Source organism: Chromobacterium sp. CCUG 30098 (assembly GCF_059916605.1).
In genome coordinates this window covers 961,597-987,559 of record NZ_JAUCGS010000001.1, presented here as the reverse complement: position 1 = coordinate 987,559, position 25,963 = coordinate 961,597, and the positions used below count along the sequence as shown (strand labels likewise).

Sequence of the window (25,963 nt, the reverse complement as noted above, 5' to 3'; positions counted from 1 at the left end):
CAGCAGGTATTCGCGCCCGGAAAGGGCCGTCCGCCGCAGCGCTCGCAATCGGGAATCCGCTCACATGAAAATGCAGCAATCGCTGGGGCAAGGCCGCAACTTGTTCACCGGCTATGGCGACGGCCATGTTCTAATCAACGCCCAGCGCCACGAGGGCAATCTGATCGTCACCGCGGACAGCGTGGCGCCCTGGCCGGTGGACGCTTTCGAGGATTTGCAGGAAAGCCATTTCAGCGCGCTGCTGGCGCTGCAGCCGGAAGTGGTGCTCTTCGGCACCGGCAAAAGCCTGCGCTTTTGCCATCCGCGTCTGTCCGCCGCGCTGGCCAACGCCGGCATAGGCGTGGAAACCATGGACACCCAGGCCGCCTGCCGCACCTTCAACATCCTGCTGGCGGAAGACCGCCGCGTCGTCGCCGCGTTGCTGGCGATCTGACTCAGACGGCGGCCGGCCGCGCCGCCTGCGGGCACATCCACACCAGCCAGGCCGCCAGCAAGGCCGGCGTCGCGGCCAGCATAAACAGGCTGGCCAGGCTCCAGTCCTGACGCAGCAGCTCGCCGCCCAGCCACGGTCCCAACACCGAGCCCACCCGGCCCACGCCCAGGCTCCAGCCCACACCGGTGGCGCGCAAGGACGTGGGATAGGCGTTGGCCGCCAGGGCGTTGATCGCCGGCTGGCCGCCCACCACGCAAAAACCGGCGGCGAACAATAAGCAGAACAAGCCGGCCTGCTGCGTCCCCCACTGCCCCAGCATGGCCACGGCGGCGGCGGCCAGCGCGAAACTGGGCAGCATCACCCGCAAGAAGCCCAGTCTGTCTATCCAGACCCCCAACAGCAAGGTGCCGGCCACGCCGCCCAGTTGCAGCGCGGCGCCGGCGAGGATGGCGTTTTGCGTGTTCAGGCCGGCGTCCCGCGCCAAAGCCGGCATCCAGTTGGACAGGAAGTAGAGCAAGAGCAGGTTCAGAAAGCTGAGCGCCCACAAGGTCAGCGTCAGTCGCGCGCGGCCGGCCCGAAACAAATGCGGCAACGACGCCGCGGCGACGGGTTCGCGCAGCGCCAGGCTGGACGCCGCCGCTCCGCTCATCGCCGGGTCCAGACGACACAGCCAGGCCAGCGCCTGTTCCCGCCTTTGCCGCGACAACAGAAACTGCAGCGACTCCGGCAATTGCCGCCACATCCACAGCGCCAGCAGCAGCGGCGCGACGCCGCCGGCCAGGAACACCGCGCGCCAGCCGTGCGCGGGCACCAGCCAAGCCGCCAACAAGCCGCCCAGCAGCGCGCCGACGGTAAAGCCGCAGGAAATCAGCATCATCATGCTGACTCTGCGCCGGCTCGGGCTGTACTCGCCGGCCAGCGCCATCGCGTTCGGCATGATGCCTCCCAGGCCCAGACCGGTCAGGAAGCGCAGCCACAGCAACTGCTCCAGCGTGGCGGCGAAGCCGGTGGCCAACATGCCCAGGCCGAACCACACGGTACACAGCAGCAGCAAGGCGCGGCGGCCGAAGCGATCCGCCAGCGGGCTGAACAGCAAGGCGCCCAGCAGCAGACCCAGCAAGCCGGCGCTGAACACCGGCCCCAAGGCCGGCTTGGCCAAGCCCCAGTCCGCCAATAGCGCCGGCGCGACGTAGGCCATGGCCTGCACGTCGAATCCGTCCAGAATCATCAGCAAGCCGCAGATCAGCAGCAGCCGGCGCTGAAACCCGCCCAGCGGCCGTTGATCCAGCCAGGCGTCTATCTCCAGGCGAGAAGCTTGCGTCATCCCCATCCCCATTTATGCAAATGGCAATAAAGATGTTCGCAAACCGCCGCCCGGTCAAGCCGCGCCAACGAAAAGCCCACCTCGAAGGTGGGCTTGGCATTGGACGGGAGCGGCTCAGTGCAGCTTCAAGGACGGCCGCGCCGCGCGGCGCAGCTTGTCGCCGACGTAGAGCAGAGTGGCCAGCACCCAGCCATGCACCGCCGCCTGATGCATGCGGTACAGCGAGCTGTAGATCAGTTTGGCGCCGAGGCCTTCCACATAGTAATCGCGTTTGGGGCCGACCACCGCCGCCAGGCTGCCCACCGCGCTGTGCTTGCCCAGCGACACCAGCATGCCCTGCGGTTTGAAGACGAAGGGCTTGCCCTGGCGACCGGCCACGCGCCGGCTCAATTCGTCCGCCAGATAACGCGCCTGCTGGTGCGCCACCTGGGCGGTGGCCGGCAGATTGCGGCCGCTGTCGCCGTCCGGCGCCTCGGCGCAATCACCCAAGGCGTAGACGCAGGCGGCGCCCTGGCAACGCAGCCACTTATCCACCTGCAGTTGATTGATGCGGTTGGTCTGCAAGCCGGCGAGGCCGGCCAGCCAGGTCGGCGCCTTGACGCCGGCGGCCCAGACGGTGATGTCGGCCGCCACCTTGTCGCCGCCCTGCAATTCCACACCGTCGGCGCGCACCGCCGCCACCCGGCTGCCGGTCAGCACCTTGATGTTGCGCGCGGCCAATTGCTCCTGGGCGTAAGCGGACAAGGACGGCGGCGCGGCGGCGAGGATGCGGTCCGCGCCTTCGATCACGCTGATTTCCACGCGCTCCGGCTGCAGGCGCGCGCCGTAATGATGCAGTTCGCACAGGGTGTGGTTCAGCTCCGCCGCCAGTTCCACCCCGGTGGCGCCGCCGCCGACAATGGCGATGCCCAGCTTGGACAGCGGTTGCTGGCCGCTGCTGCAGCGGAAGGCCAGTTCCAGCACCCGGTGACGCAGCTTCTCCGCATCGTCCGGGGTGTTCAGGAACATCGCGTGCTCGCCGACACCGGGCGTGCCGAAGTCGTTCGCTTCCGCGCCCACCGCCAGCACCAGCCAGTCGTAGGGCACCTCGCGCGGCGGGCTCAGCTGCTCCCCGCCGGCGTCGCGCACTTCGGCGAGCTGAATGCAGCGCCGCTCGGTGTCCAGCGACTGCATATAGCCGAACTCGAACTCGTAGCCGTTGCGATAGCCATGGGCGAAGTAATTGACCTCGTCCTCGCCGGTGTTGAGCGCGCCGGTGGCCACCTCGTGCAGCAGCGGTTTCCAGATATGGGTGGGCGAACCGTCGACCAGCACGACGCGGGCCTTGTGTTGCGCGCCCAAGCTGCGTCCCAGACGAGTGGCCAGCTCCAGGCCGCCGGCGCCGCCGCCGACGACGACGATGCTGGGCAATGCGGAATTGCGACTTAACATGACAGATCCTTACAAGGTAGAAATCACTAAACAAGCATTCTGGCGGCAGCACGCTTGTTTAGTGAGTTCTTGCTTCAGATCAAAACGGAAGTATGCACAGACTGGCAAGGCAAGCCAATCTTTCCGTGCCACAAAATGCCGAAGACATTGTAAAAAACGGCTCCGGGCAAGGCGCCGCTACGCTGTGGACGGAACAAGGGGGAAGATCAGGGCGAGGCGCGACCGTCAAGAATGGCCGCGCAAGAGGAGAGGAACGGCGGCGCGGCCAGGCCGCGCGCTGACTGCCGACTTAGAATGGCGCTTTGGCGTCGAAGCTCATCTCTTCGCGAGTAATGGGATGGCGCAGCGTCAGGCGATCCGCGTGCAGCAGCAGGCGATCGGCCTTGGCCAGCACCGCTTCCGGCGCGTAGATGTCGTCGCCCAGGATGGGGTGGCCCAGATGCAGCATATGCATGCGCAGCTGATGGGCGCGGCCGGTCAAGGGCTCCAGCTCCACCCGGCTGGTCTGGCGCAAACCGTCGCGCAGCACCACACGGAAATGGGTGATCGCCTGCTTGCCGTGTTCGAAATCCACCTTCTGACGCGGACGGTTCGGCCAATCTATGATCAGCGGCAGATCCACGGTGCCGCTGTTCTGTTCCACGATGCCGTCCACCACCGCCACATAGCGCTTGTCCACCTTGCGGTCCATGAAGGCGATGGACAGTTCTCGCTGCATGCTGGCGCCACGCCCCATCACCACCAGGCCGGACGTCGCCATATCCAGCCGATGCACGGTCAGCGCGTCCGGATAGACCCGCTGCGCGCGGCTGATCAAGCAGTCCGCCTTGTCTTCGCCGCGCCCCGGCACCGACAGCAAGCCGGAAGGCTTGTTCAGCACCAGCAAGGCCTCGTCGGCGTAAATCACGTCTAGGCCGGCGTCCGGCGGCGGATTGTAATGTTCCAGATTATGGCGAATGGTCATGAGAGCAATGGGCAGGAAGGCGGAAAAAGTCGGCGATTATCTGCGCTAAACGCTGTTGCGACAAGCTGTTGCCATGATTTTTCGCCAGCGCTGTCTCTTGAAATACACAGCCGGCGGCAGCATTCTCAAAATTATCGGGACCGGCGGCGACAAGCGACGCAGGTCTTCCCAGCATAGTCTGAAAAGGAATCACCGCATGGCAGAGCGCTTTTACATCGATCCCTACCAAACCCGCCTGGAAACCCGCGTGGCGCGGCATGACAACGCCGGCCTGGTGCTGGAGGACACGCTGTGCTATCCGCTGGGCGGCGGCCAGCCCGGCGACAGCGCCGCGCTGAGCTGGGACGGCGGCGGCTGTGCGATCAGCGATACCCGTCGCGACCGCGAAACGCGCGCCATCGTCCACCTGCTGCCCGCCGATGCGCCCCGGCTCGCCGCCGGCACGCCGGTCGTCCTGGAACTGGATTGGGCGCGCCGCCACCGCCACATGCGCATTCACACCTGTCTGCACTTATTGTCCGTGGTGATCAAGGCCGGCGTCACCGGCGGCAATCTGAGCGCGGAATCCGGCCGTCTGGACTTCGATCTGCCGGAAGGCATGGAGCTGGACCGCGAGCACATCGAGCGCGAGCTGAACCGGCTGGTGGCGGAGGACCGCGCGGTGCGCATCGAAATGAGCAGCGGCGAGGCGCTGCGGCGTCAGCCGGAGCTGATCAAGACCATGTCGGTGACGCCGCCGCTGCACCTGCCGGAAATCCGCTTGATCAATATCGACGGCATCGATCTGCAGCCCTGCGGCGGCACCCATGTGCGCAGCACCGGCGAGATCGGCCCGGTCGTGGTCAAGAAGATTGAAAGCAAGGGCGCGCGCAATAAGCGGGTGGTGGTGGCGCTGCGCGACTAAGAACCGGCTCAAAGCCTGCGCTCAGGCTAGCTCGCGAAACTTTGAACTGCCGCTAAGCCCCCGTCGGCGCGGCCAGCCTCCGGCTGACCGCGGCCAGCTCGGCCTTCAGACTGTCGACGAAGCGCTCCAGCAGCGGGGAGGCGGGCCGGTGCAGCGGCCGCACCAGATTGACCGCGAACGGAATCGACACGCTGAAGCGCCTTGCGGCCAGGCCTGAGCCGGCATAATCCAGCGCCGTCAGCGGATTGACGACGGCCACGCCTATGCCCTGCCTCGCCATAGCGCATACCGAGGCGGCGCTATGCGTCTCCACCACCATGCGCCGCTTGACCCCCCGCTCGGCGAACACCTGATCCAGCTGTTGCCTATAGCTGTCGGTCGCCGCCAGGCTGATGAAGGCCTCGCCTTCGAAATCCTCCGGCGTCAACACCGTCTTGCTCAGCAGCCTATGCCCCTCCGGCAACACGCACAGCTCGTCCGCCAGCAGCAAGGGCTCCATCCGCGTCCCCGCCGGCGCGTGCGCGCTCTCGCTCAAACCCAGGTCATGACGCTGCGCCGCCAGCCACTCTTCCAGCAAAGGCGACTCCTGCGGCGCGATGTTCAGGCTGATGCCCGGCGCTTGCGACAGAAATCGCCGGCACGCCGCCGGCAACAGCGACTGCGCGAACACCGGCAAACAGGCAATCGATAACTGCCCCTGCTCGAACTGGCGAATCGCCGCCGCGCTGCTGACGATGCGTTCCAGGCCTTGATAGCTGCGCTGCACTTCCTCGAACAACTGCAGCCCCTGCGCGCTTGGCCGCAAGCGGCCGCGGCTGCGCTCGAACAAGACCATGCCCAGCAATTGTTCGCAACGCGCCAGTTCTCGGCTGACCGTGGGCTGCGAGGTGCGCAGCAGGACGGCCGCCTCGGTGACGCTGCCGGTGGTCATCACCGCGCGAAACACTTCAATGTGGCGCAGACTGATTTCCATCCCCTACCCCTTGCGCATAGGCGGCGCCAAGCCCGCCTTTCCCCTTGGCAATCCATATCATAAATGAAAGAGGCAGCGATAATTTGATATTTTATTTTTGCCGCGGCGCACGCCATGATGCAGCTGTCTATCACCTACGCCATCGCCACGCCATGAAATGCTTCGACGCCCGCCAACTGGCCGAACTCGCCCGCCAATACGGCAGCCCGCTCTGGGTGTACCACGCCGACACCATTCGCCGGCGCATTGCCGAGCTGAAAGGCTTCGACGTGATCCGCTATGCGCAAAAAGCCAACTCCAACACCCATATCCTCAGCCTGATGCGGGAACAGGGCGTCAAGGTGGACGCGGTGTCGCTGGGCGAAATCGAACGCGCGCTGGCCGCCGGCTATCGGGCGGACTCCGCCGAGCCTTCCGACATCGTCTTCACCGCCGACGTGCTGGACCGGGCCACGCTGGCGCGAGTGGCGGCCGAAGGCATCGCCGTCAACGCCGGTTCCATCGACATGCTGCGTCAGCTGGGCGCGGCTTCGCCCGGCCATAGGGTCTGGCTGCGCGTCAACCCCGGCTTCGGCCATGGCCATAGCCAGAAAACCAATACCGGCGGCGAGAACAGCAAGCACGGCATCTGGCATGAACAGGTGGCCGACGCGCTGGCGGTGATCCGCCAGTTCGGCCTGCACTTGGTGGGCTTGCACATGCATATCGGCTCAGGCGTCGATTACGGCCACCTGCAACAGGTCTGCGGCGCCATGGTCAGGCTGGCGACCCAGTTGGGCCACGGCATCGAGGCGATCTCCGCCGGCGGCGGTCTGTCCATCCCTTACCGCGACGGCGATGCCCGCATCGACACCACGCATTATTTCGAGCTGTGGGACGAGGCGCGGCGGCGGATCGCCGCTCACCTAGGCCACCCGGTGCGGCTGGAGATCGAGCCCGGTCGTTTCCTAGTGGCGGAATCCGGCGCCCTGATCTCCGAGGTGAGGGCGGTCAAAACCATGGGCAGCCGGCGCTTCGTGCTGGTGGACGCGGGCTTCAACGACTTGATGCGCCCCGCCATGTACGGCAGCCACCACGATATTTCCGTCCTCAGCGCGGACGGCGAGGAAAAATCAGGCGAGCGCGCCCCCTGCGTGGTGGCGGGCCCCCTGTGCGAATCGGGGGATGTCTTTACCCAACAGGAGGGCGGCGTGGTGGAAAGCCGCCTGCTGCCGGAGGCTCAGGTAGGGGATTTGCTGGTGTTTCACGACGCCGGCGCTTACGGCGCCACCATGTCGTCTAACTACAATAGCCGGCCGCTGCTGGCCGAGGCCATGATAGACGGCGCCTCCAGCCGGCTGATCCGCCGCCGTCAAACCATGGCGGAGTTGCTGGAGCTGGAACGCGTCTAAGTGCTCAGCTGAGCTTCAGGTCGGCCAGCGTCTGCTGGAAGGCCTGATAGATGTCCTGATAACTGGCGTAGCCGTCGAACACGCCCACCACCTGGGGCGATTGCAAGCCGCGCGCCAGCAATTGCTGGCCGCGGCGCGAACGCGGACTCAGCGCGCGCAGCCGCTGGCTGCGTTCGTCCCAATACACCAGCTTGGCTTCGTCCGCGCCCTCCAGCCGTGAAATCAGTTTGTCCACCTGCTCCGCCGGTTGCAGCATCATGCGGTGGGAAACCCTCTTGCCAAGTGCGGATGCATATTCCATGAGTCGTGTCCGGTGCTTCGCAGTGGGCCGCGAGCGATCCATACTGCTGATTGGAAAAACCTTGCCGGCTCCAGCCTCCGGAAAGGCCGTCAGCCGGCAACACCACATATTTTTCGCAATAAGAGAAGGCACCACAATCGGATTAATCTTAAATTCCCGACGAAAAACTGGATGGATAAAATGACAAAAGGGCGCCGAAGCGCCCTTTGCTGCCGCCGGACAAGCCGCCGGAGCAAACCTTTTTAGTTTTTCAGCACCATATTGTTGATGACAAACTTCACGCCCGGCACTTTTTCGGCAATCTGCCCCGCTTTGAACATCTGCTGGTCGTCGGTCATGCCGCCTTCAATCGTCACCTCGCTCTTCTTGCTGCTCACCTTCAGGCTCAGCGGCTGCAGTTCGGCATCGCCGTTCAAGGCCTGTTGCACGCTGGCGGCCAACTCTTCATCGGTCGGCGGGGTCTGCTCGGCGTAAGCCGGCAGGCCGGCGGACAGCAAGGTGGTCAACAACAAGGCGCGGATGCAAAAACGTTTCATCAGATTCTCCAGTGATATGGCCTGCATGCGCTCAAGCCCAAGCTTCAGCGCGAATGTTTTACCGCATACTAGCGAGGAAACTTTTCAATTTTGTTGCCGGTCCATGACAACGCGGCACGACGGTCTCGCCTGTTGGCGCCGCCGCAACAATCGCCGCGGCCGTCATCACCCCGTCATGCGCGTCCCAGCGTAGAATCAGACCGGTTCGCAGCGCGTCGCTGCCCTAGCCCCGTTTCAGAGAACTTAGCGCATGTTAAAAAAATGGCTGTTGTTACTGCTTGTCGTCGGCCTGGCCGCCTGCTCCACTTCCAGTCCGCCCGGCAAGACGGGAGGGGCGGCGCGGGAAAGCGGCGCGCCGACCGCCTTGCCGGCCTGGAGCCAGCAGGACTTGGGCGATACCCTCGTCGCGCTGAAGCAAAGCTGTAAGGCCATCGCCAGAAAACCGGGCTGGACCGAAGTGTGCCGGCAAGCCGACGGCATCGCCGCCGACAACGCGCAGGCGGTGCGCCAGTTTTTCGAAAACCGCTTCGCCGCCTGGAAGGTCAACGACGGCAGCCGCGACAGCGGCTTGATCACCGGTTATTACGAACCGCTGCTCAGCGGCAGCCGGACGCGCAGCGAACGCACCCCCTGGCCGGTATACGGCATCCCTGCCGATTTTTACAGCGTGGACGTTCCGCCCTCGGTTCGCGGCAAGTCCAGCCTGACGGCGCGCCGCAGCGGGCCCAACCGGCTGGCGCTGAGCGCGGCCGGCGATATTGAAATCCGCCCCGGCGACTTTCCCGCCGACAACCGCGGCACGCGGCTGAAGGGCCGCCTGGAAGGCAAACGCCTGCTGCCGTATTACACCCGCGCGGAAATCAACCAGGGCAAGGGCGTGGCCAACGCGCCCATCCTCGCCTGGGTCGAAGATCCGGTGGAGCTATTCTTCCTGCAAGTGCAGGGCTCGGGCCGCATCCAGCTGGACGACGGCAGCTTCATCCATATCGGCTACGCCGAGCAAAACGGCTACGGCTATCAATCTATCGGCAAATGGCTGGTGGACAAGGGCGAGCTGACCATGGGCGACGCGTCCATGCAGGGCATCAAGGACTGGCTGGCGCGCAATCCGCAACGCCGGCAAGAGCTGTTCGCGGTGAATCCCAGCTATGTGTTCTTCAAAACCTTGCCGGGCGACAACGGCGGCCCCATGGGCGCGCTGGGCGTGCCGCTGACCGGCGGCTACAGCATCGCGGTAGACCCGCGCTACATCCCGCTGGGCGCGCCGGTCTACCTGCTCACCACCTGGCCTCATTCCACCCAGCCGCTGGCGCGGCTGGTGCACGCCCAGGATACCGGCAGCGCGATCAAGGGCGCGGTGCGCGCGGACTTCTTCTGGGGCTTCGGCACCGAGGCCGGCATGTACGCCGGCAGAATGAAGCAGCAAGGCAATCTGTGGATGCTGCTGCCCAAAGGCATGAACCCGTCCCAGGCCCTGTAAACCTTTAGCCTCTTCCGGCGGCGCATCCCGGCTTGCGCCGCCGCTTCCGCGCCCCACGGTCCTCCTCCAGCACACCCATCCCGTCTTCTCGCCGTCCCGCGACGTCAGCGCCGCTTCACACTCTGCTGCGCCAGGCGTGACGCAAAGCGCTGAGCGCCGCCCGAAGCCCTCATCCGCCGTGCGTGGGTTCCGTTTCTCAGCCGCAAGGCCTTGTCTCTCTCGCTTGCGAGAACGTAAACAGGCGGCCAAAACCGCCGCCGCGCCAGCGCCAAGCCAAATTCATCCTCAATAGCCTGATCCGCTCCAAGACCAATCAAAGCCTTGCCTCGCAAGGCTTTGCCGGCCTACTCCAATTATTCCATAAGAATTATCGTTTATCGAATTTTCCTAATATTGACTTTCATCAAACGCTGAACATGGCGAAATAAATAATATTTTCGAAATTTTATGTTTGAACGTTTTTATTTATTTGTTCGATGGAGATGAAAATGACGACAATCGATAAGGCGCCTCCCAAGATCAGCGTCTTCGCCTTCGTCATGATCACCGCCGCCGTAGTCGTCAGCGTCCGTACGCTGCCGATGACGGCGCAGCCGGGGATGATGACGATTTTCCTGACCTTGGCGGCCGCGCTGCTGTTCCTGGTGCCCACCGCGCTGGTGTCCGCGGAGCTGGCCACCGCCTGGCCGCAGGACGGCGGCCTGTTCATCTGGGTGCGCGAGGCCTTCGGCGAGCGCATGGGCTTTGTCGCGGTGTGGATGCAGTGGATACAGATGGTGTTCGGCATGACCTCCATCATCATGATCATCGCCGCCACCTTCGCCTATGTGTTCGACCCTGCTCTCGCCAGCAACAAGCTCTATATGCTGGCGATGATTCTGGGCATCTGGTGGGCCTGCACCCTGGTCAACATGCGCGGCGTGAAAACCCTGGGTTGGGTCTCCACCATCTGCGTGAGCCTGGGCGTGTTCCTGCCCGGCGTGGTGCTGATCGGCTGCGGCATCGCCTATCTTGCCGGCGGCCATCCCATCATGACCGACGTGTCCTGGAGCTGGAACAATCTGGTGCCCAGCTTTAGCGACAGCGGCACCCTCGGCCTGTTCATCGGCTTCATCTTCGTGGTGATGGGCATGGAGGTGTCGGCGTCCAATGTGTCCTCCATCAAGGATGCCCGCCGCAATTATCCGATCGCCATCATCCTGGTGTCGGTCATCATGGTGCTGCTGTCCGTGATCGGCTCCGCCGCGATCTTCATCGCCATCCCCAAAGAAAAGATCTCGATGACCGCCGGCCTGATGCAGGCCTTCGAGCTCTACTTCAATCAATGGGGCATGGGCTGGCTGGCCCCGGTCATGGGCCTGTGCATCGGCCTGGGCCTGGTGGGTCAGGTGAACTCCTGGGTGCTGGGCCCGGTGCGCGGCCTGCAAGCCACCGCCGACTCCGGCGCGCTGCCCAAATTCCTGCAGACGACCAATCGCCACGGCGTGCCGGTGACCCTGGTGCTGATCCAGGCGGCGGCCATCACCATCGTCGGCGTGCTGATCACCGTGATGCCCAATGTGGACAACTTCTACTTCATGCTGATGGGCCTGACCGGGCTCGTCTATCTGGTGGCCTATCTGTTCATGTTCTCCGCCGCCATCTATCTGCGCTACAAGCGCCCGGACGTGGAACGCAGCTTCCGCGTTCCCGGCGGCAAGGCGGGCATGTGGATCTGCTCCGGCCTGGGCATCGCCATCTCCCTGCTGGCCGGCTACCTGGGCTTCATCCCGCCGGGCAGCTTCCATGGCTCCGCGCATGAATACCTGCAGTTCCAGCTCATCGGCCTCGCCGTCATGCTGGTGATTCCCTTCCTGGTGTACGCCTACGGCCAAAAAGCCAAGCACGCCCGTTCCGCCGGCGTCGCCCCGCGCACCTCGCCCGCCAGCAAAGCTCGTCCCGCCGAAGGCAAATGAGCCGGCTCACGCCTCTCTTAAATAACAAGGTTACTCAGTCATGACCAATCCGACTTTCTCCCCGCTTAACGTCGATGCCCTGTTCATCGGCCCCAAATCCGAAAACCGCGTGTTCTTCAAGGAAATGATGGAATACGCCGTGTCCGAACACCTGCACTGGCGCGCGGACTTTCACCCGGAAGACCCGGCGCTGGTCACCCCGGTGGAACAGCACGCCGGCGATTTCCGCCAGACCCTGTATCGCACCGAAGGCATCTTGCGCCAGCTGTCCTCCAAGCTGAAGAACACCTCGGTGCCCTGGTTCTCGCCGCGTTATCTGGGCCATATGAATGCGGACACGCTGATGGTGTCCAATCTGGCCTACGTGATGACCATGATGTACAACCCGAACAACTGCGCGCACGAAGCCTCGCCCACCACCACCGAACTGGAAGTGGAAGCCGGCCTCGATCTGTGCCGGATGTTCGGCTACGACCCCAAGCGCAGCTGGGGCCACATCACCTCCGGCGGCACCGTGGCCAACTACGAAGGCATGTGGGTGGCGCGCAATCTGAAGACCATGCCGCTGGCCATCGCCCAGCATGAAAAAGCCCGCGATCTGGTCGCCGGCAAGAGCGAGCGCGAACTGCTGAACCTGTCGCCCAGCGCGGTGCTGGACCTGACCGACGAATTGAAAAAACGCGGCCTGTTCGAAGAAGTGCGCGCGATGTCCTGCCGCGGCGTCGGCATCAAGCAAGGTTCGCTGGGCAAGATCCTGGTGCCGCAATCCAAGCACTACTCGTGGATGAAGGCGATGGACGTGCTGGGCATCGGCCAGGAACACATCGTGCCGCTGCCGGTGGACGAGAACTACCGCACCGACGTGGCCAAGATGCGCGAGATCACCTTCCGCCTGATCGAGGAAGGCCACCCCATCCTGGCCATGGTCTCCGTGGTGGGCACCACCGAGGAAGGCTCGATCGACCATGTCGACGAAGTGATCAAGCTGCGCGCCGAGTGCGAACAGAAATACGGCGCCTCCTTCTACGTGCACGTGGACGCGGCCTACGGCGGCTATGTCCGCGCGATGTTCCTCGATGACAACAATCAATTCATGGACTACGACGCGCTGCTGGCCCGCTACCGCGCCGAAGACATCATCCCGGCCGGCGTGACCTGGCCCAAGCGCGACGTCTACGAAGGCTTCAAGGCGATGGCGGAAGCGGACTCCATCACCGTGGACCCTCACAAGGTGGGCTACATCCAGTACGCGGCCGGCGCCGTCTGCATGAAGGACAAGCGCATCGTCGACCTGATCTCCTACCACGCGGCCTATGTGTTCGAAGAAGTGGACGAGGCCGAAGGCGCGGACACCAAGGTGGTGCTGGGCTCCTCCATCATGGAAGGCTCCAAGGCCGGCGCCACCGCCGCCGCGGTATGGGCGGCCCACCGTCTGGTGCCGCTGAACATCGGCGGCTACGGCAAGGTGATCGGCCGCGGCATCGTCACCGCCGACTGGTTCGCCCAGCGTCTGGCCGCCGCCAAGCCGCTGACCGTCGGCCGCCGCCAGTTCGAAGTGCGTCCCATCATGCACCCGGACTTCCACATGGTGAACTTCACCTTCAAGGAAATCGGCAACGACAGCCTGGAAGACCACAACCGGCTGAACAAGAAGATGTACGAGATCTGCTCCTACGCTTCCGGCCGCACCTACACCAACGACTTCCTGACCTCCTCGACTTCGCTGTCGGTGGAAGAGTACGGCGACACCCCTTGGCACTACGTGGCCAGCCGCGGCTTCAGCCGCGCCGAATGGGACAAGGTGGAAAGCGTCTACATCCTGCGCGCCGCGGTGATGACCCACTTCCTGCGTAAGGCCGAGGACTTCGACGCCTACTGGGAACAGCTGCGCGAAGTCTTCGCCGCCAAGCTGGCCCAGATCGTGGACATGGAAGACAAGACCGGCGCCGACGCCCTGATCGCCGCCTGATCCCCCTCCGCTCCCGGCCAGGCCGGGAGCGTTTTTTTCACTACCAGACCCAATACCGACTATGAGTTTGTCCGGTTTTTACGAACGCATCCTTCTCTTCATCAAGGATGGTTGAGGATTCCACATGCAAGTCAATTTCAAGGCCATCGGGGCCACCTTGCTGATTTCCGGCACCATGCTGGGCGCCGGCATGCTGGCGCTGCCGCTGGTGTCCGCCGGCATGGGCTTCGGCTACGCCTGCCTGACCCTGTTTCTGATCTGGGCGCTGATGACCTATACCGGCCTGATGCTGCTGGAGGTCTGTCTGTCCTTTCCCGAAGGCTACGGCTTCGACGCCATCGCCCGCTCGCTGTTCAACGCCAAGGGCAGCTATCTGATCAACGCCAGCCTGTTGCTCCTGCTCTACGCGCTCTCCTCCGCCTATATCTCCGGCGGCGGCTCCACCTATCAATCCGGCCTGCACCAATACCTGGGCCTGACCCTGTCGCCCGGCCAGGTCTCGCTGGCCTTCACCGCGCTGATCGGCGGCATCGTCTTCGCCAGCACCACCGCGGTGGACAAGGTCAACCGACTGCTGTTCAGCCTCAACATCCTGATCTTTCTCTCGCTCAGCGCGGTCATTCAGCCCTATGTCGACACCGGCAACCTGTCGGAAAACACGGACTCGGCCAAATACATGCTGGCCGCCATCCCCATGTTTCTGACCGCCTTCGGCTTTCACGGCAGCGTGCCCAGCATGGTCAAATACCTGGGCCGCGACCAGCCCCGCACACTGCGCAATGTCTTCATCGCCGGCAGCCTGATTCCCATGGGCGTCTACCTGCTGTGGGTGTTCAACACGCTGGGCGCGCTGCCGCGCTACGGCAGCCACAGCTTTCAGGCCATCTCCGCCCATAACGGTTCGGTGGGCATGTTCCTGGACGAATTCCACGCGCTGGTGCCCACGCCGCAAGTGCCCTCCCTGCTGTCCGCCTTCTCGTCCATCGCGCTGTTCACTTCTTATCTGTGCGTTTCGCTCGGCCTGTTCGACGCCATGGCCAGCACGCTGAAGCGCGGCGACAGCCTGCGGCAGCGGCTGCAGACCGCGCTGATCACCTATCTGCCGCCGCTGGGCTTCGCCCTGTTTTTCCCCAGCGGCTTCATCGCCGCGCTGGGCGCCGCCGCCATCTTCCTGGTGATTCTCGCCATCCTGTTCCCGGCGCTGGCCCTGATCAAACTGCGCCGCCAGGACAACTACCGGCCCGGCTACCAGGTCAGCGGCGGCGGCACCCTGCATTGGGCGATAGGTGGTTCCGGCCTCGCCATCATCCTGTTCCAGATCCTGGTGATGCAAGGACTGCTGCCCGTGTTCTGACGGCGCAAGCGCGCCGTCGTCCGGACGCGCGGCCAATACGGCCGCGCGCCGCAATCATGGAGGTAAACGAAATGAAGCAATCGACCCTGATCCGGGATCTGCAGCAACGCGGCCTGATCTCGCAGGCCACCGACGCGGACGCGCTCGACGCGCTGCTGTCCCGGGAAACGGTCACCCTATACTGCGGTTTCGACCCCACCGCCGACAGCCTGCACCTCGGCCACCTGGTGCCGCTGCTGTTGCTCAAGCGCTTCCAGATGGCCGGGCACCGCCCTATCGCCCTGGTCGGCGGCGCCACCGGCATGATAGGCGACCCCAGCTTCAAGGCCAGCGAGCGCAAACTCAACACCTCGGACGTGGTGGCCGGCTGGGTGGACAAGATCCGCCGCCAGGTGGAACCCTTCCTCAGTTTCGAAGGCGACAACGCCGCCCTGATGGCCAACAACCACGATTGGTTCGCCCAGATGAGCGCGCTGGACTTCCTGCGCGACGTCGGCAAGCATTTCTCGGTCAACGCCATGATCAAGAAGGAGTCGGTGCAGCAGCGGATCAACCGCGACGATGTCGGCATCTCCTTCACCGAGTTTGCCTACAGCCTGCTCCAGAGCCACGACTTCGTGGAGCTGAACCGCCGCTTCGGCTGCAAACTGCAGATCGGCGGTTCCGATCAATGGGGCAATATCACCGCCGGCGTCGACCTGGTCAGACGGGTGACCCAGCAACAGGCCTTCGGCCTGACCATGCCCTTGATCACCAATAGCGACGGCACCAAGTTCGGCAAAAGCGAAGGCAACGCGGTGTGGCTGGACCCGAGCAAGTGCTCACCCTACGCCTTCTACCAGTTCTGGCTGGGCGCGGCCGACGCCGACGTCTACCGCTTCCTGCGCTACTTCACCTTTTTGTCCAACGAGGAGATCGAGGTCATCGAGGCCGAGGACCGCACGTCCGGCGGCAAGCCGCGGGCGCAACGCATCCTGGCCGAACAAGTGACCGAGCTGGTTCACGGTCCGGCCGCGCTCGCCGCCGCCCAGCGCATCACCCTCAGCCTGTTCGACAACGATGTGGAGCGGCTCGGCGCCGCGGACTTCGCCCAACTGGCGCAAGACGGCATGCCCCGGCTGGCCTTGCCGCGGCAGTCCACGCCCTTGGTCGACGCCTTGGCGGCCAGCGGCCTGGCCGCGTCCAAAAGCGAGGCCCGCACGCTGCTGCAAAGCGGCGCTGTCAGCGTCAACGGCGCCAGGACGGACGCGTTGGACGCGCGCCTGGAGCAGGCCGACCACCTTCATCAGCGCTACACGCTGTTGCGACGCGGCAAGAAACAGTACTGTCTGTTGATTTGGGAGTAAGCGCGTGAAACGGCCCGGGCGCTGAAGCGCCGGGCTCGCCCCGTCCGGCCGCCCAAGCGCGCATGGGCGGGGCAGCCGGCTGGATAGGCTAGCGGGGCAGAAAAGCCTCTGTGCTCAGGCCTTCCACCACCTGCATCACGTGGGAATAATGCTGATCCAGCAATTGCAGCGTCCGGTCCGCGTCTCTGGCCAGCACCGCCTGCATGATGGCCTGATGCTCGCCCTCGTCGCTATAGCGCTTGGAGGTCGGCAAGGCCGGGTCGAACCAGATGTGCCGATAGCGCTCCAAGCGGTTGTACAAGGACTCCATCACCTCCACAATCACCGGCGAGTGGCTGCCGCTGATGATGGCCAGGTGAAACGCCATGTGGCGGTCCGCCCAGTCCTGCAAATCCACATTCACGTCGTTCAGATCTATCCGGCTCAAACGGTGGTAGCTGGCCAACACCTCCAGCTCCCACGCCTCGTCGCCCTGCGCCAGAGAACGGCGCACCGCCTCCTCCGCCAGCACTCGGCGCACCAGCAGGATGTCGTAAAGCTCATGGTGGGAAATCGGCGCCACCCAAAAGCCGCGCTGCGGCTCCATCACCACGTATTTGCACCAGCTCAAGCGCAGCAGCGCCTCGCGGATCGGCGAGCCACCGGCGTCGTAGCGCGCCTTGAGATCATGCAATAGCAGCTTCTGCGACGGGCGGTACACGCCCAGCAGAATGTCCCGCCGCAACTCCTGGAATACCTTGTCGGCCAATGTGGCGTTGCTGCTTGCCGCCTTTTTTTCCTTCTGGGGCATTCGGTCTTTTCCACATGAGAGCGCGCAATGATGCGCGAAACGCTAGATAGTAACTTAAAATGGCGCAGCATATTGATTTTCCCCATCGGCATAGCAGGGAAATAGCTAAAAGCTACGTCTCTCCGGCATGGAGATCGGGCGGGGAAACCCCAAAGAAAAGGCGGATAGGGAGGCCGCGGCGGCGCGGCCGCCGCAACAAAAAAGCCGACTTGAGCGTCGGCTTCCGATATCAATGCGCCAAGCGCCGCCGCATGCTGCGCGGGAGTCTTGGTGGGCCCCCGGGGAGTCGAACCCCGCACCAACGGATTATGAGTCCGCTGCTCTAACCAGGCATGAGCTAGAGGCCCAGAGCAACGCATTATAACAGCCAAAAAGCAAAACCCCAAGCGTCGAATTCCGACGGCTTGGGGTTTTCATCCGGCTCAGGCCATCGGCCTAGACCCGGTCTCGCGATCCGATCACTGACCGCCCGGCTCGTTGTCCAGGAAACTGCGCAGGCGTTCCGAACGGGTCGGATGACGCAGCTTGCGCAAGGCCTTGGCTTCGATCTGGCGGATGCGCTCGCGGGTCACGTCGAACTGCTTGCCCACTTCTTCCAGCGTGTGGTCGGTGTTCATATCGATGCCGAAGCGCATGCGCAGCACCTTGGCTTCGCGCGGCGTCAGCGTGTCCAGCACTTCCTTGGTGGCGTCCTTCAGGCTGGAATACATCGCAGCGTCGGACGGCGCCAGGTTGTTCTGGTCCTCGATGAAATCGCCAAGATGGGAATCGTCGTCGTCGCCGATCGGGGTTTCCATGGAGATGGGCTCCTTGGAAATCTTCATGATCTTGCGAATCTTCTCTTCCGGCATCTCCATCTTTTCCGCCAACTCGGCCGGATCCGGCTCGTGGCCGGTTTCCTGCAGAATCTGACGGCTGATGCGGTTCATCTTGTTGATGGTCTCGATCATGTGCACCGGAATGCGGATGGTGCGCGCCTGGTCCGCGATGGAGCGGGTGATCGCCTGACGAATCCACCAGGTGGCGTAGGTCGAGAACTTGTAGCCGCGGCGGTATTCGAACTTGTCCACGGCCTTCATCAAACCGATATTGCCTTCCTGGATCAGATCGAGGAATTGCAAACCGCGGTTGGTGTACTTCTTGGCGATGGAGATCACCAGGCGCAAGTTGGCCTCGATCATCTCTTTCTTGGCGCGGCGCGCCTTGGACTCGCCCGCCGACATCTGGCGGTTGATTTCCTTCAGCGCCTTGATCGGCAGCATCGCGCGATCCTGCAGCTCGGACAGCTTGGTCTGCTTCTCGATGATCGCGTATTTGAAGCGGGTCAAAGCTTCCGCCCAGGCCTTGCCGGAATGGATTTCGTCTTCCACCCAGTCAAGATTGGTCTCGTTGCCCGGGAACACCTTGATGAAGTGGGCGCGCTCCATGCGCACGCGGCTGACACAGATATCCTGGATGTCGCGTTCGTAAGTGCGGATTTCGTTGACGCGGCTGCGCAGCGAGTCGCACAGACTTTCCACCTGGCGGGTGGAGAAGCGCACCAGCATGAACTCGGTGGTGATCGCGTCCTGCAGCTCCAGGTATTCCTTGCTCTGCGCGCCCTTGACGGACAGCACCTTGACCATCTTGTCGAACAACATGCGCACGCCGGTGAAGTGCTCCAGCGCCTGCTGCTTCAGCTCTTCAAGGTTGACGCCGGCGGCGTCGGCGGCGTCGCCGTCCTCGTCCTCGCTCTCGTCTTCCTCTTCGGCCTCGGCTTCGAGCAACTCGTCTTCGTCCGCCGGCTCGGCGAACGCGGCATCCTCTTCGGACGGCGCGTTCAGATCGATGAAGCCGTCAACCACTTCGTCCACGCGCACTTCGTCGCGGCCGACGCGCTCAACCAGCTCGAGCACTTCGGCGATGGTGCCCGGACAAGCCGAAATCGCCTGGATCATGTACTTCAGGCCGTCTTCGATCCGCTTGGCGATTTCGATCTCGCCTTCGCGGGTCAGCAGCTCCACCGAGCCCATTTCGCGCATATACATGCGCACCGGGTCCGTGGTGCGGCCAAATTCGGAATCCACCGAGGACAGCGCCGCTTCGGCTTCTTCCACGGCGTCTTCGTCGGCCACCGGCGGGGTGGCGTCGGACATCAGCAGCGTGTCCGCATCCGGCGCCTCGTCATAAACCTGGATGCCCAGACCGGAAATCATCGTGACGATGTTTTCGATCTGCTCTGCGTCGGACACGTCTTCCGGCAGGTGGTCGTTGATTTCCGCGTAGGTCAGATACCCACGCTCCTTGCCCAAGGCGATCAGCTGGCGCAGGCGTTTACGCTGCTCTTCCAGGCTCATCACTTCGGTTTCGTTTTCCTGCACGTCTTTTTGATTTTCGGGAGAGGCCGCCATTTCGCTTCCTGCTTGAAATAAGCCGAAAAAAACAGTTGATAATAACACAAGCAAATAACGCTGTTTGTGTAGCCCTGCGGGGCGCTTTCTACCGCCGCGGCATCGCTTTCGGCAGTCCGGCGCGTACGCCAGACCGCTCTGCGATCTGCCGGGGCGGCGACGTCGTCAAGCGTTTGGCGTCAGCAAATCCCGCAGCAATTCCCCTAGCAATCTGACTTCTTCCGGAGTCAGGCCTTCGTTCCGGTCCTTTTGTTTTAGCCGCTCCACCTGAGTTTGATGCAGCATTTTCAGGAGCTTGGCCGCGCCGTCCTGAAACTGCTGCCTATCTTCCTCGCTGGGATCGGCGAACTCATCCGGATCCTGCATGGCCTGCTGCAGAACACTATCCACCAGCCCTTCATATGGAGTGCCACGCAGGCTTTCCATCAATTGCGCCGTATTCGGCGGCTGGTCGTGCCCTTGCACGCATTCGGCCAACATGGCAAAACAGGCAAGCTCGTCGGACAGCGCCATGCTGTCCGGCAAGCGCACATCGCCAGCCCAACCAGGATTCAACAGCAGCCATTTGATCAGGCGCGTCACCATGGAGGACTGTTGCGGACGATGCGATACCTCCGGCAAACGGTGCTCCCGCTTGCCTTTGCGCTCCGACTTCCTTTGGCCCGTCGTCAACATGTCGAATTCGTCGACATCAACACCGGCAAGTTCTGCCAGTCTTTTCTTGATGATGAAGCCCAGTGCCGGAGCGGCAATCTGCGCCAGAAGGGGGGCTGCCTGACGGATCAGATCGGCCTTGCCTTCCGGCGTGGTCAGGTTCACCTCGCGACACAGCTCGCGGGTGAAGTAAACGGACAGAGGCAGGCTCTGCTCTTCCAATACTTTTTCAAAGGCCTCGGCGCCGAACTCGCGGATATAGCTGTCCGGATCATGTTCCTGCGGCAGGAACAGAAAGTTCAGTGCCTTGCCGTCCTGCAATTGCGGCAGGCTGTTTTCCAGCGCGCGCCAAGCCGCTTTTTGACCGGCCTTGTCGCCGTCGAAGCAGAAGTACACCTGGTCCGCGTGGCGCATCAGCTTGCGCGCGTGCTCGCCGGTGGTGGCGGTGCCCAGCGTGGCCACCGCGTAAGCGACGCCGAACTGAGCCAGCGCCACCACGTCCATATAGCCTTCGACCACCAGCACGCGGTTTTTATCCCGTATCGCCTGCCGCGCTTCGTAGAGGCCGTACAACTCCCGGCCCTTCTCGAACAAGGGCGTTTCCGGCGAATTCAGATACTTGGGCTCGCCCTTGCCCATCACCCGGCCGCCGAAGCCGATGATGGCGCCGCGCTGGTTGCGGATGGGGAACATCACCCGATCGCGAAAGCGGTCGTAACGCTGGCCCTTCTCTTCATTGACGATGACCAGGCCGGTATCCACCAGCTTGTCGTCCTGGTAGTCCGGAAACACCGCTTCCAGGTTCTGCCAGCCGTCCGGCGCGAAGCCTAGACCGAAGCGGCCGGCCACTTCGCCGCTCAAACCCCGGCCTTTCAGATAGGAAATGGCGTTGGGCGCGGACTTCAGCTGCTGTTTGTAGTAGCCTGCCGCCATCTGCATCATTTGTTCCAGCGACAGCTTGCGCTCGCGCGCGGCGCGGCTGGCTTCCGGGTTGGCGTGGGCGCGGCTGTCCGGCACCTGCATGCCGATGCCTTCGGCCAGCAGCTTCACCGCGTCGACGAAGCCCAGCCCCTGGTATTCCATCACGAAGCCGATGGCCGAGCCGTGAGCGCCGCAGCCAAAGCAGTGATAGAACTGCTTGGACGGGCTCACCGTGAACGACGGCGACTTTTCCTTATGAAACGGGCAGCAGGCCAGATAGTTCTGGCCGCCCTTTTTCAAGGGGACGTAACGGTCCACCACGTCGACGATATCGACGCGGGACAATAACTGATCGACAAAATCCTGAGGGATCAAACAAGGTCACCAATGGCGCGGGCCGCACACGCGGCCCGAAGCCGGCTAGCCGGCCAGCTTGGCCTTGATGGAGGCGGAAACCTGCGCCATATCGGCGCGGCCGGCCAATTGCGGCCGCAATAGCCCCATCACCTTGCCCATGTCCTGCATGCCGGCGGCGCCGCTGTCGGCGACGGCCTTGGCCACCAGCGCGTCAATCTCTCCGGCGGACAATTGCTGCGGCATATAGGCCATCAGCACGTCCATCTCGAATTTTTCCTTGTCGGCCAAATCCTGACGCTGAGCCGCCTCGTACTGGCTGACCGAATCGCGGCGCTGCTTGAGCATCTTGTCGATGACGGCGACCACGCCGGCGTCGTCCAGCTCCACGCGCTCGTCCACTTCCTTCTGCTTGATGGCCGCCAGCAACAGGCGGATAGCCGCCAGCTTGTCGCTTTCCCGCGCTTTCATTGCAGATTTCATGTCGTCGCTGATTCGCTGCTTGAGGCTCATTGCTTGCTTTCCGGAAGATGACCGCCACTCGTCGCCGGCGGCGAGCGCGCACTTTAGAGAGAGTCAAACCCTGATGACATTGGTTTTGAATCGTTCAAAACCCATGCCGTCAGAGTCTGCAAACGGGGAACTACAAATGGCAAAACCGCAGGCTAAGCCTGCGGTCCTGCTTACTGACCAGACGAACTCTTAGTAGAGTTTCGGCGGCAGCATTTGGCTGCGGATGCGCTTGTAGTGGCGCTTAACGGCAGCTGCGTGCTTGCGCTTGCGCTCGGCAGTCGGTTTTTCGTAGAACTCGCGGGCGCGCAGTTCGGTCAGCAGACCGGTTTTTTCCACCGCGCGCTTGAAGCGACGCATTGCAACTTCAAACGGCTCGTTCTCTTTAACGCGAATGTTCGGCATTGAATCTAGTATCCTTAGTTCCTAGCGTCCAGACGTGGCTGGAGCTATAAAAAACAGCATTTTAACAATCTTACGCGGTTTGGAAAAGTCTGAAGCGTTCCGACCAAGCAATCTGTGGCGCTTTACGCATCACGGCTTGACGGAAGAAATCACCCCCTCACTAGGAGAACTAGGTACTGCACTATAAAAACGTTTCGGCATCCGGCCGGCAAGATATGCCGATCGGCCTGCTTCTACAGCCTGTTTCATGGCGTGGGCCATCAACACCGGTTGTTGCGCGGCGGCAATCGCGGTGTTCATCAGCACGCCATCACAGCCCAGTTCCATCGCAATCGCCGCGTCGGACGCGGTGCCGACGCCGGCGTCAACCAGCACGGGAACCTTGGACTGCTCGATAATCAACTTCAAATTCCACGGATTCAGAATCCCCATCCCCGAGCCGATCAGGCTGGCCAGCGGCATGATGGCGCAGCAGCCCATTTGCTCCAGCTCCCGGGCTATGATGGGATCGTCCGAGGTGTACACCATCACATCGAAACCTTCGGCCACCAGCACTTCGGCCGCTTTCAGGGTTTCCTTGACGTTGGGGAACAAGGTATTCGGATCGCCCAGCACTTCCAGTTTGACCAGACGATGGTCGTCCAGAAGCTCTCTGGCCAGGCGCAAAGTGCGAATGGCGTCGTCGGCGGAATAACACCCCGCCGTATTGGGGAGAAGGTTATACCGGTTTTTCGGCAAAAAGTCCAGCAAATTGGGTTCGCCGGCATTCTGACCCAGGTTGACGCGACGAATGGCGACGGTGACGATTTCCGTTCCCGACGCGTCCAGCGCCCGGGCCGTTTCCTCAAAATCCCGATACTTGCCGGTTCCCACCAGCAAACGCGAATTGTAAGCCTTGCCTGCGATGATCAGTTGATCCGCCACTCCTGCACCTCTATCAGCTTTGCCGCTCAGCCTCCGCCGACGGCCACCACGATTTCGAGTTCGTCGCCGTCGGCCAGCCCGGTGGCCGGATACTGGCTGCGCGGCACGATCTCGCCATTCTTTTCCAGCGCCACGCGCTTGCCGACAAGGCCCAGCGCCGCCACCAGCTCGGCCACATTGGCGACGTCGCTCAGTTCGCGGCCCTCGCCGTTGATCTTGAGTTTCAGCATCTCATCTCCTTTGCACGCGCTGCACCACCGGCAGCACGCGGATGGCGCTCAGCACGCGCTCCAGATGCTCGACGCCCTCCACCTGCAAGCGGAAGTGGATGTTGAACAGGCCGTCGCCGTCGCGGCTGCTGTCCTGGGTGTCGGCGCTTTCGATATTGGCCGAGGCCTGGGAAATCGCGGTGGCGATGTCGGCCAGCGCGCCGCGCTCATTGCGGGACAGCACGCCGACGGTGACGCCGAACATGCGGTCGCGCTGCGCTTCCCAATTGACGTCCAGCAGCTTGTCGTGATCCGCCCGCCGCGCGTTCGGGCAGCCCTTGCGGTGGATGACCAGGCCCTGGCCCTTGGTGATGACGCCCAAAATGTCGTCGCCCGGCAGCGGGTTGCAGCACGGCGACAGCTGCACCATGCCGCCCTCGTTGCCGCGTATGGTCACCGGCCCCACTTTCACTTCCTCGCCCAAGCGCTCGCCGGCCAGCTCCAGCAGCCGGCGCGCCACCACGATGGGCATCAGCTTGCCGGCGCCGATGTCGGCCAGCACGTCCTGCTGCGAGGCGAGCTTCTCGCCGAAAGCGGCCAGATACTCCACCCACAGCTCCTCGCTCAAGGCCAGCGGCGTTACCGCCAGCGCGCCTATCGCCTGCTTGAGCAGCTTCTCACCCAGGCCGACCGCTTCTTCCTGCTGCAAACTCTTCAGGTAGTTGCGGATGCCAGAACGCGCGCGGCCGCTCTGCACGAAGGTCAGCCAGGACGGATTGGGCTTGGCCTGGGTGGAGGTGATGATTTCCACGGTGTCGCCGTTGCGCAGCACGGTGCGCAGCGGCACCAGCGCGTGATTGACGCGCGCGGCGATGCAGCGGTGACCGATGTCAGTGTGCACCGCGTAGGCGAAGTCCACCGGGGTCGCGCCCTGCGGCATCACCATGATCTTGCCCTTGGGCGTGAACACGTAGACTTCGTCCGGGAACAAGTCGATCTTGATGTGCTCGAGGAATTCGACCGGATCGTCGCTCTCCTCCTGCATATCCATGATTTTTTGCAGCCACTGGTGGGTGCGCTGCTGCGCGGTGTTGACGCCGTCGCCGCTCTTGTACATCCAGTGCGAGGCCACGCCGGCCTCGGCCACGCTGTTCATTTCGCGAGTGCGGATCTGCATCTCCACCGGCGTGCCGTAGGGGCCGAACAAGGTGGTGTGCAGACTCTGATAGCCATTACCCTTGGGAATGGCGATGTAATCCTTGAATTTGCCGGGAATCGGCTTGTACAGGCTGTGCAGCGCGCCCAGGGCCAGGTAACAGCCGGGAATGTCGTTGACGACGACGCGGAAGCCGTAGATGTCCAGCACCTCGGAAAACGACAGGTGTTTTTCCTGCATTTTCTTGTAGATGCTGTAGAGGTTTTTCTCTCGCCCCTTGATGGTGGCTTCGATATTGCTCTGCACCAGCTTCTGGCTGACGGATTGCAGGATCTTGGTGACCACTTCGCGGCGATTGCCGCGCGCGGCCCGCACCGCCTTGGACAACACGCCGTAGCGATGCGGGTGCAGATGCTTGAACGCCAGGTCCTGGAGTTCGCGGTAAACCTTGTTCAGGCCGATGCGGTTGGCGATCGGCGCGTAGATTTCCAAGGTTTCCAGCGCGATGCGGCGGCGCTTGTCCTCGCGCATCGAATCCAGCGTGCGCATATTGTGCAGCCGGTCCGCCAGCTTGACGATGATGACACGGATGTCGCGCGCCATCGCCAGCACCATTTTGCGGAAGCTTTCCGCCTGCGCGGTTTCCTTGGTCTGGTACTCCAGCCGTTCCAGCTTGGACAAGCCGTCGACGAGGTCGGCGATGATCTTGCCAAACTTCTCGATCAGCGTCGGCTTGGTGACGCCGGTGTCTTCCAGCACATCATGCAGCAGCGCGGCGGCCAGCCCCTGCACATCCAGCCGCCATTCGGCCAGCATGCCGGCCACCGCCAGCGGATGGGTGATGTAGGGCTCGCCGCTCTTGCGGGTCTGCCCCTCGTGGGCGGCGCGGCTGACTTCGAAAGCCTGCCGCAACAGCTGGACGTCTTCCGGCTTGAGATAACGCGCGACCGACTCGAAGAACGCTTGCGCTTCGCTGTCGATCAGGGCGTCGTAGTCGATTTCATCCTCAATGCCGGTTGCCATAACCCACCACCCACTTGCTATCAGGCTTTGCCGCGGCTCAGAACTTCCTTGCCGACGTGGCCGGCGGCGATTTCACGCAGCGCGACGACGGTGGGCTTATGGCGGCCGGCTTCAACGAAGGGGCTGGCGCCGGAAGCCACTTGGCGCGCGCGGTAGGCGGCGGCCAGGGTCAGGTCGAAACGGTTCTGGATGCGGTCCAGGCAATCGTCAACAGTAATACGGGCCATGTGCTTTCTTTCTTCAAAGTTGCCAAGGGCGTTGTCGGT

At 63.1% G+C, this 25,963-nt stretch carries 23 protein-coding genes and 1 tRNA gene; 8 read left to right on the top strand and 16 right to left on the bottom strand.

The genetic code is table 11. The annotated features are described in order from the left end of the window. Positions 1-64: 64 nt before the first annotated feature. A complete protein-coding gene (locus QUG03_RS04670) occupies positions 65-433 on the top strand; it encodes an Mth938-like domain-containing protein (protein ID WP_227104880.1) in 369 nt (122 codons plus the stop codon). A 1-nt stretch (position 434) separates the two neighbouring features. Here the strand turns inward: QUG03_RS04670 and QUG03_RS04665 are convergent, their stop codons facing one another. The 3 genes from QUG03_RS04665 to QUG03_RS04655 form a co-directional block, all read right to left on the bottom strand. Next, a complete protein-coding gene (locus tag QUG03_RS04665) occupies positions 435-1,757 on the bottom strand; it encodes an MFS transporter (RefSeq protein ID WP_500819508.1) in 1,323 nt (440 codons plus the stop codon). Positions 1,758-1,871: 114 nt separating this feature from the next. Continuing rightward, entirely contained in the window at positions 1,872-3,188 is a 1,317-nt protein-coding gene (locus QUG03_RS04660; protein WP_107800516.1) for an NAD(P)/FAD-dependent oxidoreductase, read from the bottom strand. A gap of 289 nt (positions 3,189-3,477) precedes the next feature. Further along, positions 3,478-4,152, bottom strand: a complete 675-nt coding sequence (locus QUG03_RS04655) for a pseudouridine synthase (protein ID WP_107800517.1) — start codon at positions 4,150-4,152, stop codon at positions 3,478-3,480. A gap of 196 nt (positions 4,153-4,348) precedes the next feature. On the opposite strand from QUG03_RS04655, the gene QUG03_RS04650 reads away from it, so the two are divergent. Further along, positions 4,349-5,056, top strand: a complete 708-nt coding sequence (locus tag QUG03_RS04650) for an alanyl-tRNA editing protein (protein ID WP_500819507.1) — start codon at positions 4,349-4,351, stop codon at positions 5,054-5,056. A 52-nt stretch (positions 5,057-5,108) separates the two neighbouring features. Here QUG03_RS04650 and QUG03_RS04645 read toward each other — a convergent pair whose 3' ends face one another. Beyond that, complete coding sequence (locus QUG03_RS04645; RefSeq protein WP_500819506.1) at positions 5,109-6,029, bottom strand: LysR family transcriptional regulator; 921 nt, start codon at positions 6,027-6,029, stop codon at positions 5,109-5,111. Between the two features lie 152 nt (positions 6,030-6,181). Between QUG03_RS04645 and lysA the strand changes: the two genes are divergently transcribed. Then, the gene (gene lysA, locus QUG03_RS04640) at positions 6,182-7,420 is read left to right on the top strand and encodes a diaminopimelate decarboxylase (RefSeq protein WP_500819505.1); all 1,239 of its coding nucleotides are present in this window, start codon (positions 6,182-6,184) and stop codon (positions 7,418-7,420) included. A gap of 4 nt (positions 7,421-7,424) precedes the next feature. On the opposite strand, the gene QUG03_RS04635 is transcribed toward lysA, so the two are convergent. Together QUG03_RS04635 and QUG03_RS04630 are read right to left on the bottom strand one after the other, a co-directional pair. Continuing rightward, positions 7,425-7,721 carry a hypothetical protein gene (locus QUG03_RS04635; protein ID WP_227104885.1) on the bottom strand — a complete coding sequence of 99 codons (297 nt, stop codon included), beginning with the start codon at positions 7,719-7,721 and terminating at the stop codon, positions 7,425-7,427. A gap of 242 nt (positions 7,722-7,963) precedes the next feature. Then, the gene (locus QUG03_RS04630; RefSeq protein WP_158274334.1) at positions 7,964-8,257 is read right to left on the bottom strand and encodes a BON domain-containing protein; all 294 of its coding nucleotides are present in this window, start codon (positions 8,255-8,257) and stop codon (positions 7,964-7,966) included. A 250-nt stretch (positions 8,258-8,507) separates the two neighbouring features. Here QUG03_RS04630 and mltA point away from each other — a divergent pair, with 250 nt between their 5' ends. From mltA to tyrS, 5 genes are all read left to right on the top strand, one after another. Next, complete coding sequence (gene mltA, locus QUG03_RS04625; protein ID WP_227104886.1) at positions 8,508-9,737, top strand: murein transglycosylase A; 1,230 nt, start codon at positions 8,508-8,510, stop codon at positions 9,735-9,737. Positions 9,738-10,225: 488 nt separating this feature from the next. Next, positions 10,226-11,692: an amino acid permease gene (locus QUG03_RS04620; protein ID WP_158274335.1), complete on the top strand. Its 1,467-nt coding sequence runs from the start codon at positions 10,226-10,228 to the stop codon at positions 11,690-11,692. Positions 11,693-11,732: 40 nt separating this feature from the next. Further along, entirely contained in the window at positions 11,733-13,661 is a 1,929-nt protein-coding gene (locus QUG03_RS04615; protein ID WP_227104888.1) for a pyridoxal phosphate-dependent decarboxylase family protein, read from the top strand. Between the two features lie 124 nt (positions 13,662-13,785). Beyond that, positions 13,786-15,015: an amino acid permease gene (locus QUG03_RS04610; protein ID WP_235086655.1), complete on the top strand. Its 1,230-nt coding sequence runs from the start codon at positions 13,786-13,788 to the stop codon at positions 15,013-15,015. Positions 15,016-15,086: 71 nt separating this feature from the next. Then, on the top strand, positions 15,087-16,361 hold the full coding sequence (gene tyrS, locus QUG03_RS04605; protein WP_500819503.1) for a tyrosine--tRNA ligase: 1,275 nt from the start codon (positions 15,087-15,089) through the stop codon (positions 16,359-16,361). Between the two features lie 88 nt (positions 16,362-16,449). Here tyrS and QUG03_RS04600 read toward each other — a convergent pair whose 3' ends face one another. The 10 genes from QUG03_RS04600 to rpoZ form a co-directional block, all read right to left on the bottom strand. After that, entirely contained in the window at positions 16,450-17,151 is a 702-nt protein-coding gene (locus tag QUG03_RS04600) for an FCD domain-containing protein (protein ID WP_107800528.1), read from the bottom strand. Positions 17,152-17,419: 268 nt separating this feature from the next. Then, a tRNA-Ile gene (locus QUG03_RS04595) sits at positions 17,420-17,498 on the bottom strand. Between the two features lie 111 nt (positions 17,499-17,609). Continuing rightward, positions 17,610-19,541 carry an RNA polymerase sigma factor RpoD gene (gene rpoD / locus QUG03_RS04590; protein WP_107800529.1) on the bottom strand — a complete coding sequence of 644 codons (1,932 nt, stop codon included), beginning with the start codon at positions 19,539-19,541 and terminating at the stop codon, positions 17,610-17,612. A gap of 165 nt (positions 19,542-19,706) precedes the next feature. Continuing rightward, complete coding sequence (dnaG, locus tag QUG03_RS04585; protein WP_107800530.1) at positions 19,707-21,491, bottom strand: DNA primase; 1,785 nt, start codon at positions 21,489-21,491, stop codon at positions 19,707-19,709. Between the two features lie 45 nt (positions 21,492-21,536). Beyond that, on the bottom strand, positions 21,537-21,983 hold the full coding sequence (locus tag QUG03_RS04580) for a GatB/YqeY domain-containing protein (protein ID WP_107800531.1): 447 nt from the start codon (positions 21,981-21,983) through the stop codon (positions 21,537-21,539). A gap of 189 nt (positions 21,984-22,172) precedes the next feature. Then, positions 22,173-22,385 (bottom strand): 30S ribosomal protein S21, encoded by a 213-nt coding sequence (gene rpsU / locus QUG03_RS04575; RefSeq protein WP_039756346.1) that lies wholly within the window; start codon positions 22,383-22,385, stop codon positions 22,173-22,175. A 129-nt stretch (positions 22,386-22,514) separates the two neighbouring features. Next, positions 22,515-23,309, bottom strand: coding sequence for a thiazole synthase (locus QUG03_RS04570; protein WP_199225925.1), 795 nt, complete (start codon positions 23,307-23,309; stop codon positions 22,515-22,517). A gap of 26 nt (positions 23,310-23,335) precedes the next feature. Beyond that, positions 23,336-23,539 (bottom strand): sulfur carrier protein ThiS, encoded by a 204-nt coding sequence (gene thiS / locus QUG03_RS04565; protein ID WP_500819501.1) that lies wholly within the window; start codon positions 23,537-23,539, stop codon positions 23,336-23,338. A 1-nt stretch (position 23,540) separates the two neighbouring features. Continuing rightward, a complete protein-coding gene (locus tag QUG03_RS04560; protein ID WP_500819500.1) occupies positions 23,541-25,697 on the bottom strand; it encodes a RelA/SpoT family protein in 2,157 nt (718 codons plus the stop codon). 20 nt (positions 25,698-25,717) lie between these two features. Then, positions 25,718-25,924, bottom strand: coding sequence for a DNA-directed RNA polymerase subunit omega (gene rpoZ / locus QUG03_RS04555; RefSeq protein ID WP_019103869.1), 207 nt, complete (start codon positions 25,922-25,924; stop codon positions 25,718-25,720). Between the last annotated feature and the right edge of the window lie 39 nt (positions 25,925-25,963).

Bases quoted from the DNA above. Each gene is read 5' to 3' on its own strand.
- QUG03_RS04670 (WP_227104880.1), top strand. From the start codon at position 65: ATGAAAATGCAGCAATCGCTGGGGCAAGGCCGCAACTTGTTCACCGGC.
- QUG03_RS04665 (WP_500819508.1), bottom strand. From the start codon at position 1,757: ATGACGCAAGCTTCTCGCCTGGAGATAGACGCCTGGCTGGATCAACGG.
- QUG03_RS04660 (WP_107800516.1), bottom strand. From the start codon at position 3,188: ATGTTAAGTCGCAATTCCGCATTGCCCAGCATCGTCGTCGTCGGCGGC.
- QUG03_RS04655 (WP_107800517.1), bottom strand. From the start codon at position 4,152: ATGACCATTCGCCATAATCTGGAACATTACAATCCGCCGCCGGACGCC.
- QUG03_RS04650 (WP_500819507.1), top strand. From the start codon at position 4,349: ATGGCAGAGCGCTTTTACATCGATCCCTACCAAACCCGCCTGGAAACC.
- QUG03_RS04645 (WP_500819506.1), bottom strand. From the start codon at position 6,029: ATGGAAATCAGTCTGCGCCACATTGAAGTGTTTCGCGCGGTGATGACC.
- lysA (WP_500819505.1), top strand. From the start codon at position 6,182: ATGAAATGCTTCGACGCCCGCCAACTGGCCGAACTCGCCCGCCAATAC.
- QUG03_RS04635 (WP_227104885.1), bottom strand. From the start codon at position 7,721: ATGGAATATGCATCCGCACTTGGCAAGAGGGTTTCCCACCGCATGATG.
- QUG03_RS04630 (WP_158274334.1), bottom strand. From the start codon at position 8,257: ATGAAACGTTTTTGCATCCGCGCCTTGTTGTTGACCACCTTGCTGTCC.
- mltA (WP_227104886.1), top strand. From the start codon at position 8,508: ATGTTAAAAAAATGGCTGTTGTTACTGCTTGTCGTCGGCCTGGCCGCC.
- QUG03_RS04620 (WP_158274335.1), top strand. From the start codon at position 10,226: ATGACGACAATCGATAAGGCGCCTCCCAAGATCAGCGTCTTCGCCTTC.
- QUG03_RS04615 (WP_227104888.1), top strand. From the start codon at position 11,733: ATGACCAATCCGACTTTCTCCCCGCTTAACGTCGATGCCCTGTTCATC.
- QUG03_RS04610 (WP_235086655.1), top strand. From the start codon at position 13,786: ATGCAAGTCAATTTCAAGGCCATCGGGGCCACCTTGCTGATTTCCGGC.
- tyrS (WP_500819503.1), top strand. From the start codon at position 15,087: ATGAAGCAATCGACCCTGATCCGGGATCTGCAGCAACGCGGCCTGATC.
- QUG03_RS04600 (WP_107800528.1), bottom strand. From the start codon at position 17,151: ATGCCCCAGAAGGAAAAAAAGGCGGCAAGCAGCAACGCCACATTGGCC.
- rpoD (WP_107800529.1), bottom strand. From the start codon at position 19,541: ATGGCGGCCTCTCCCGAAAATCAAAAAGACGTGCAGGAAAACGAAACC.
- QUG03_RS04580 (WP_107800531.1), bottom strand. From the start codon at position 21,983: ATGAGCCTCAAGCAGCGAATCAGCGACGACATGAAATCTGCAATGAAA.
- rpsU (WP_039756346.1), bottom strand. From the start codon at position 22,385: ATGCCGAACATTCGCGTTAAAGAGAACGAGCCGTTTGAAGTTGCAATG.
- thiS (WP_500819501.1), bottom strand. From the start codon at position 23,539: ATGCTGAAACTCAAGATCAACGGCGAGGGCCGCGAACTGAGCGACGTC.
- QUG03_RS04560 (WP_500819500.1), bottom strand. From the start codon at position 25,697: ATGGCAACCGGCATTGAGGATGAAATCGACTACGACGCCCTGATCGAC.
- rpoZ (WP_019103869.1), bottom strand. From the start codon at position 25,924: ATGGCCCGTATTACTGTTGACGATTGCCTGGACCGCATCCAGAACCGT.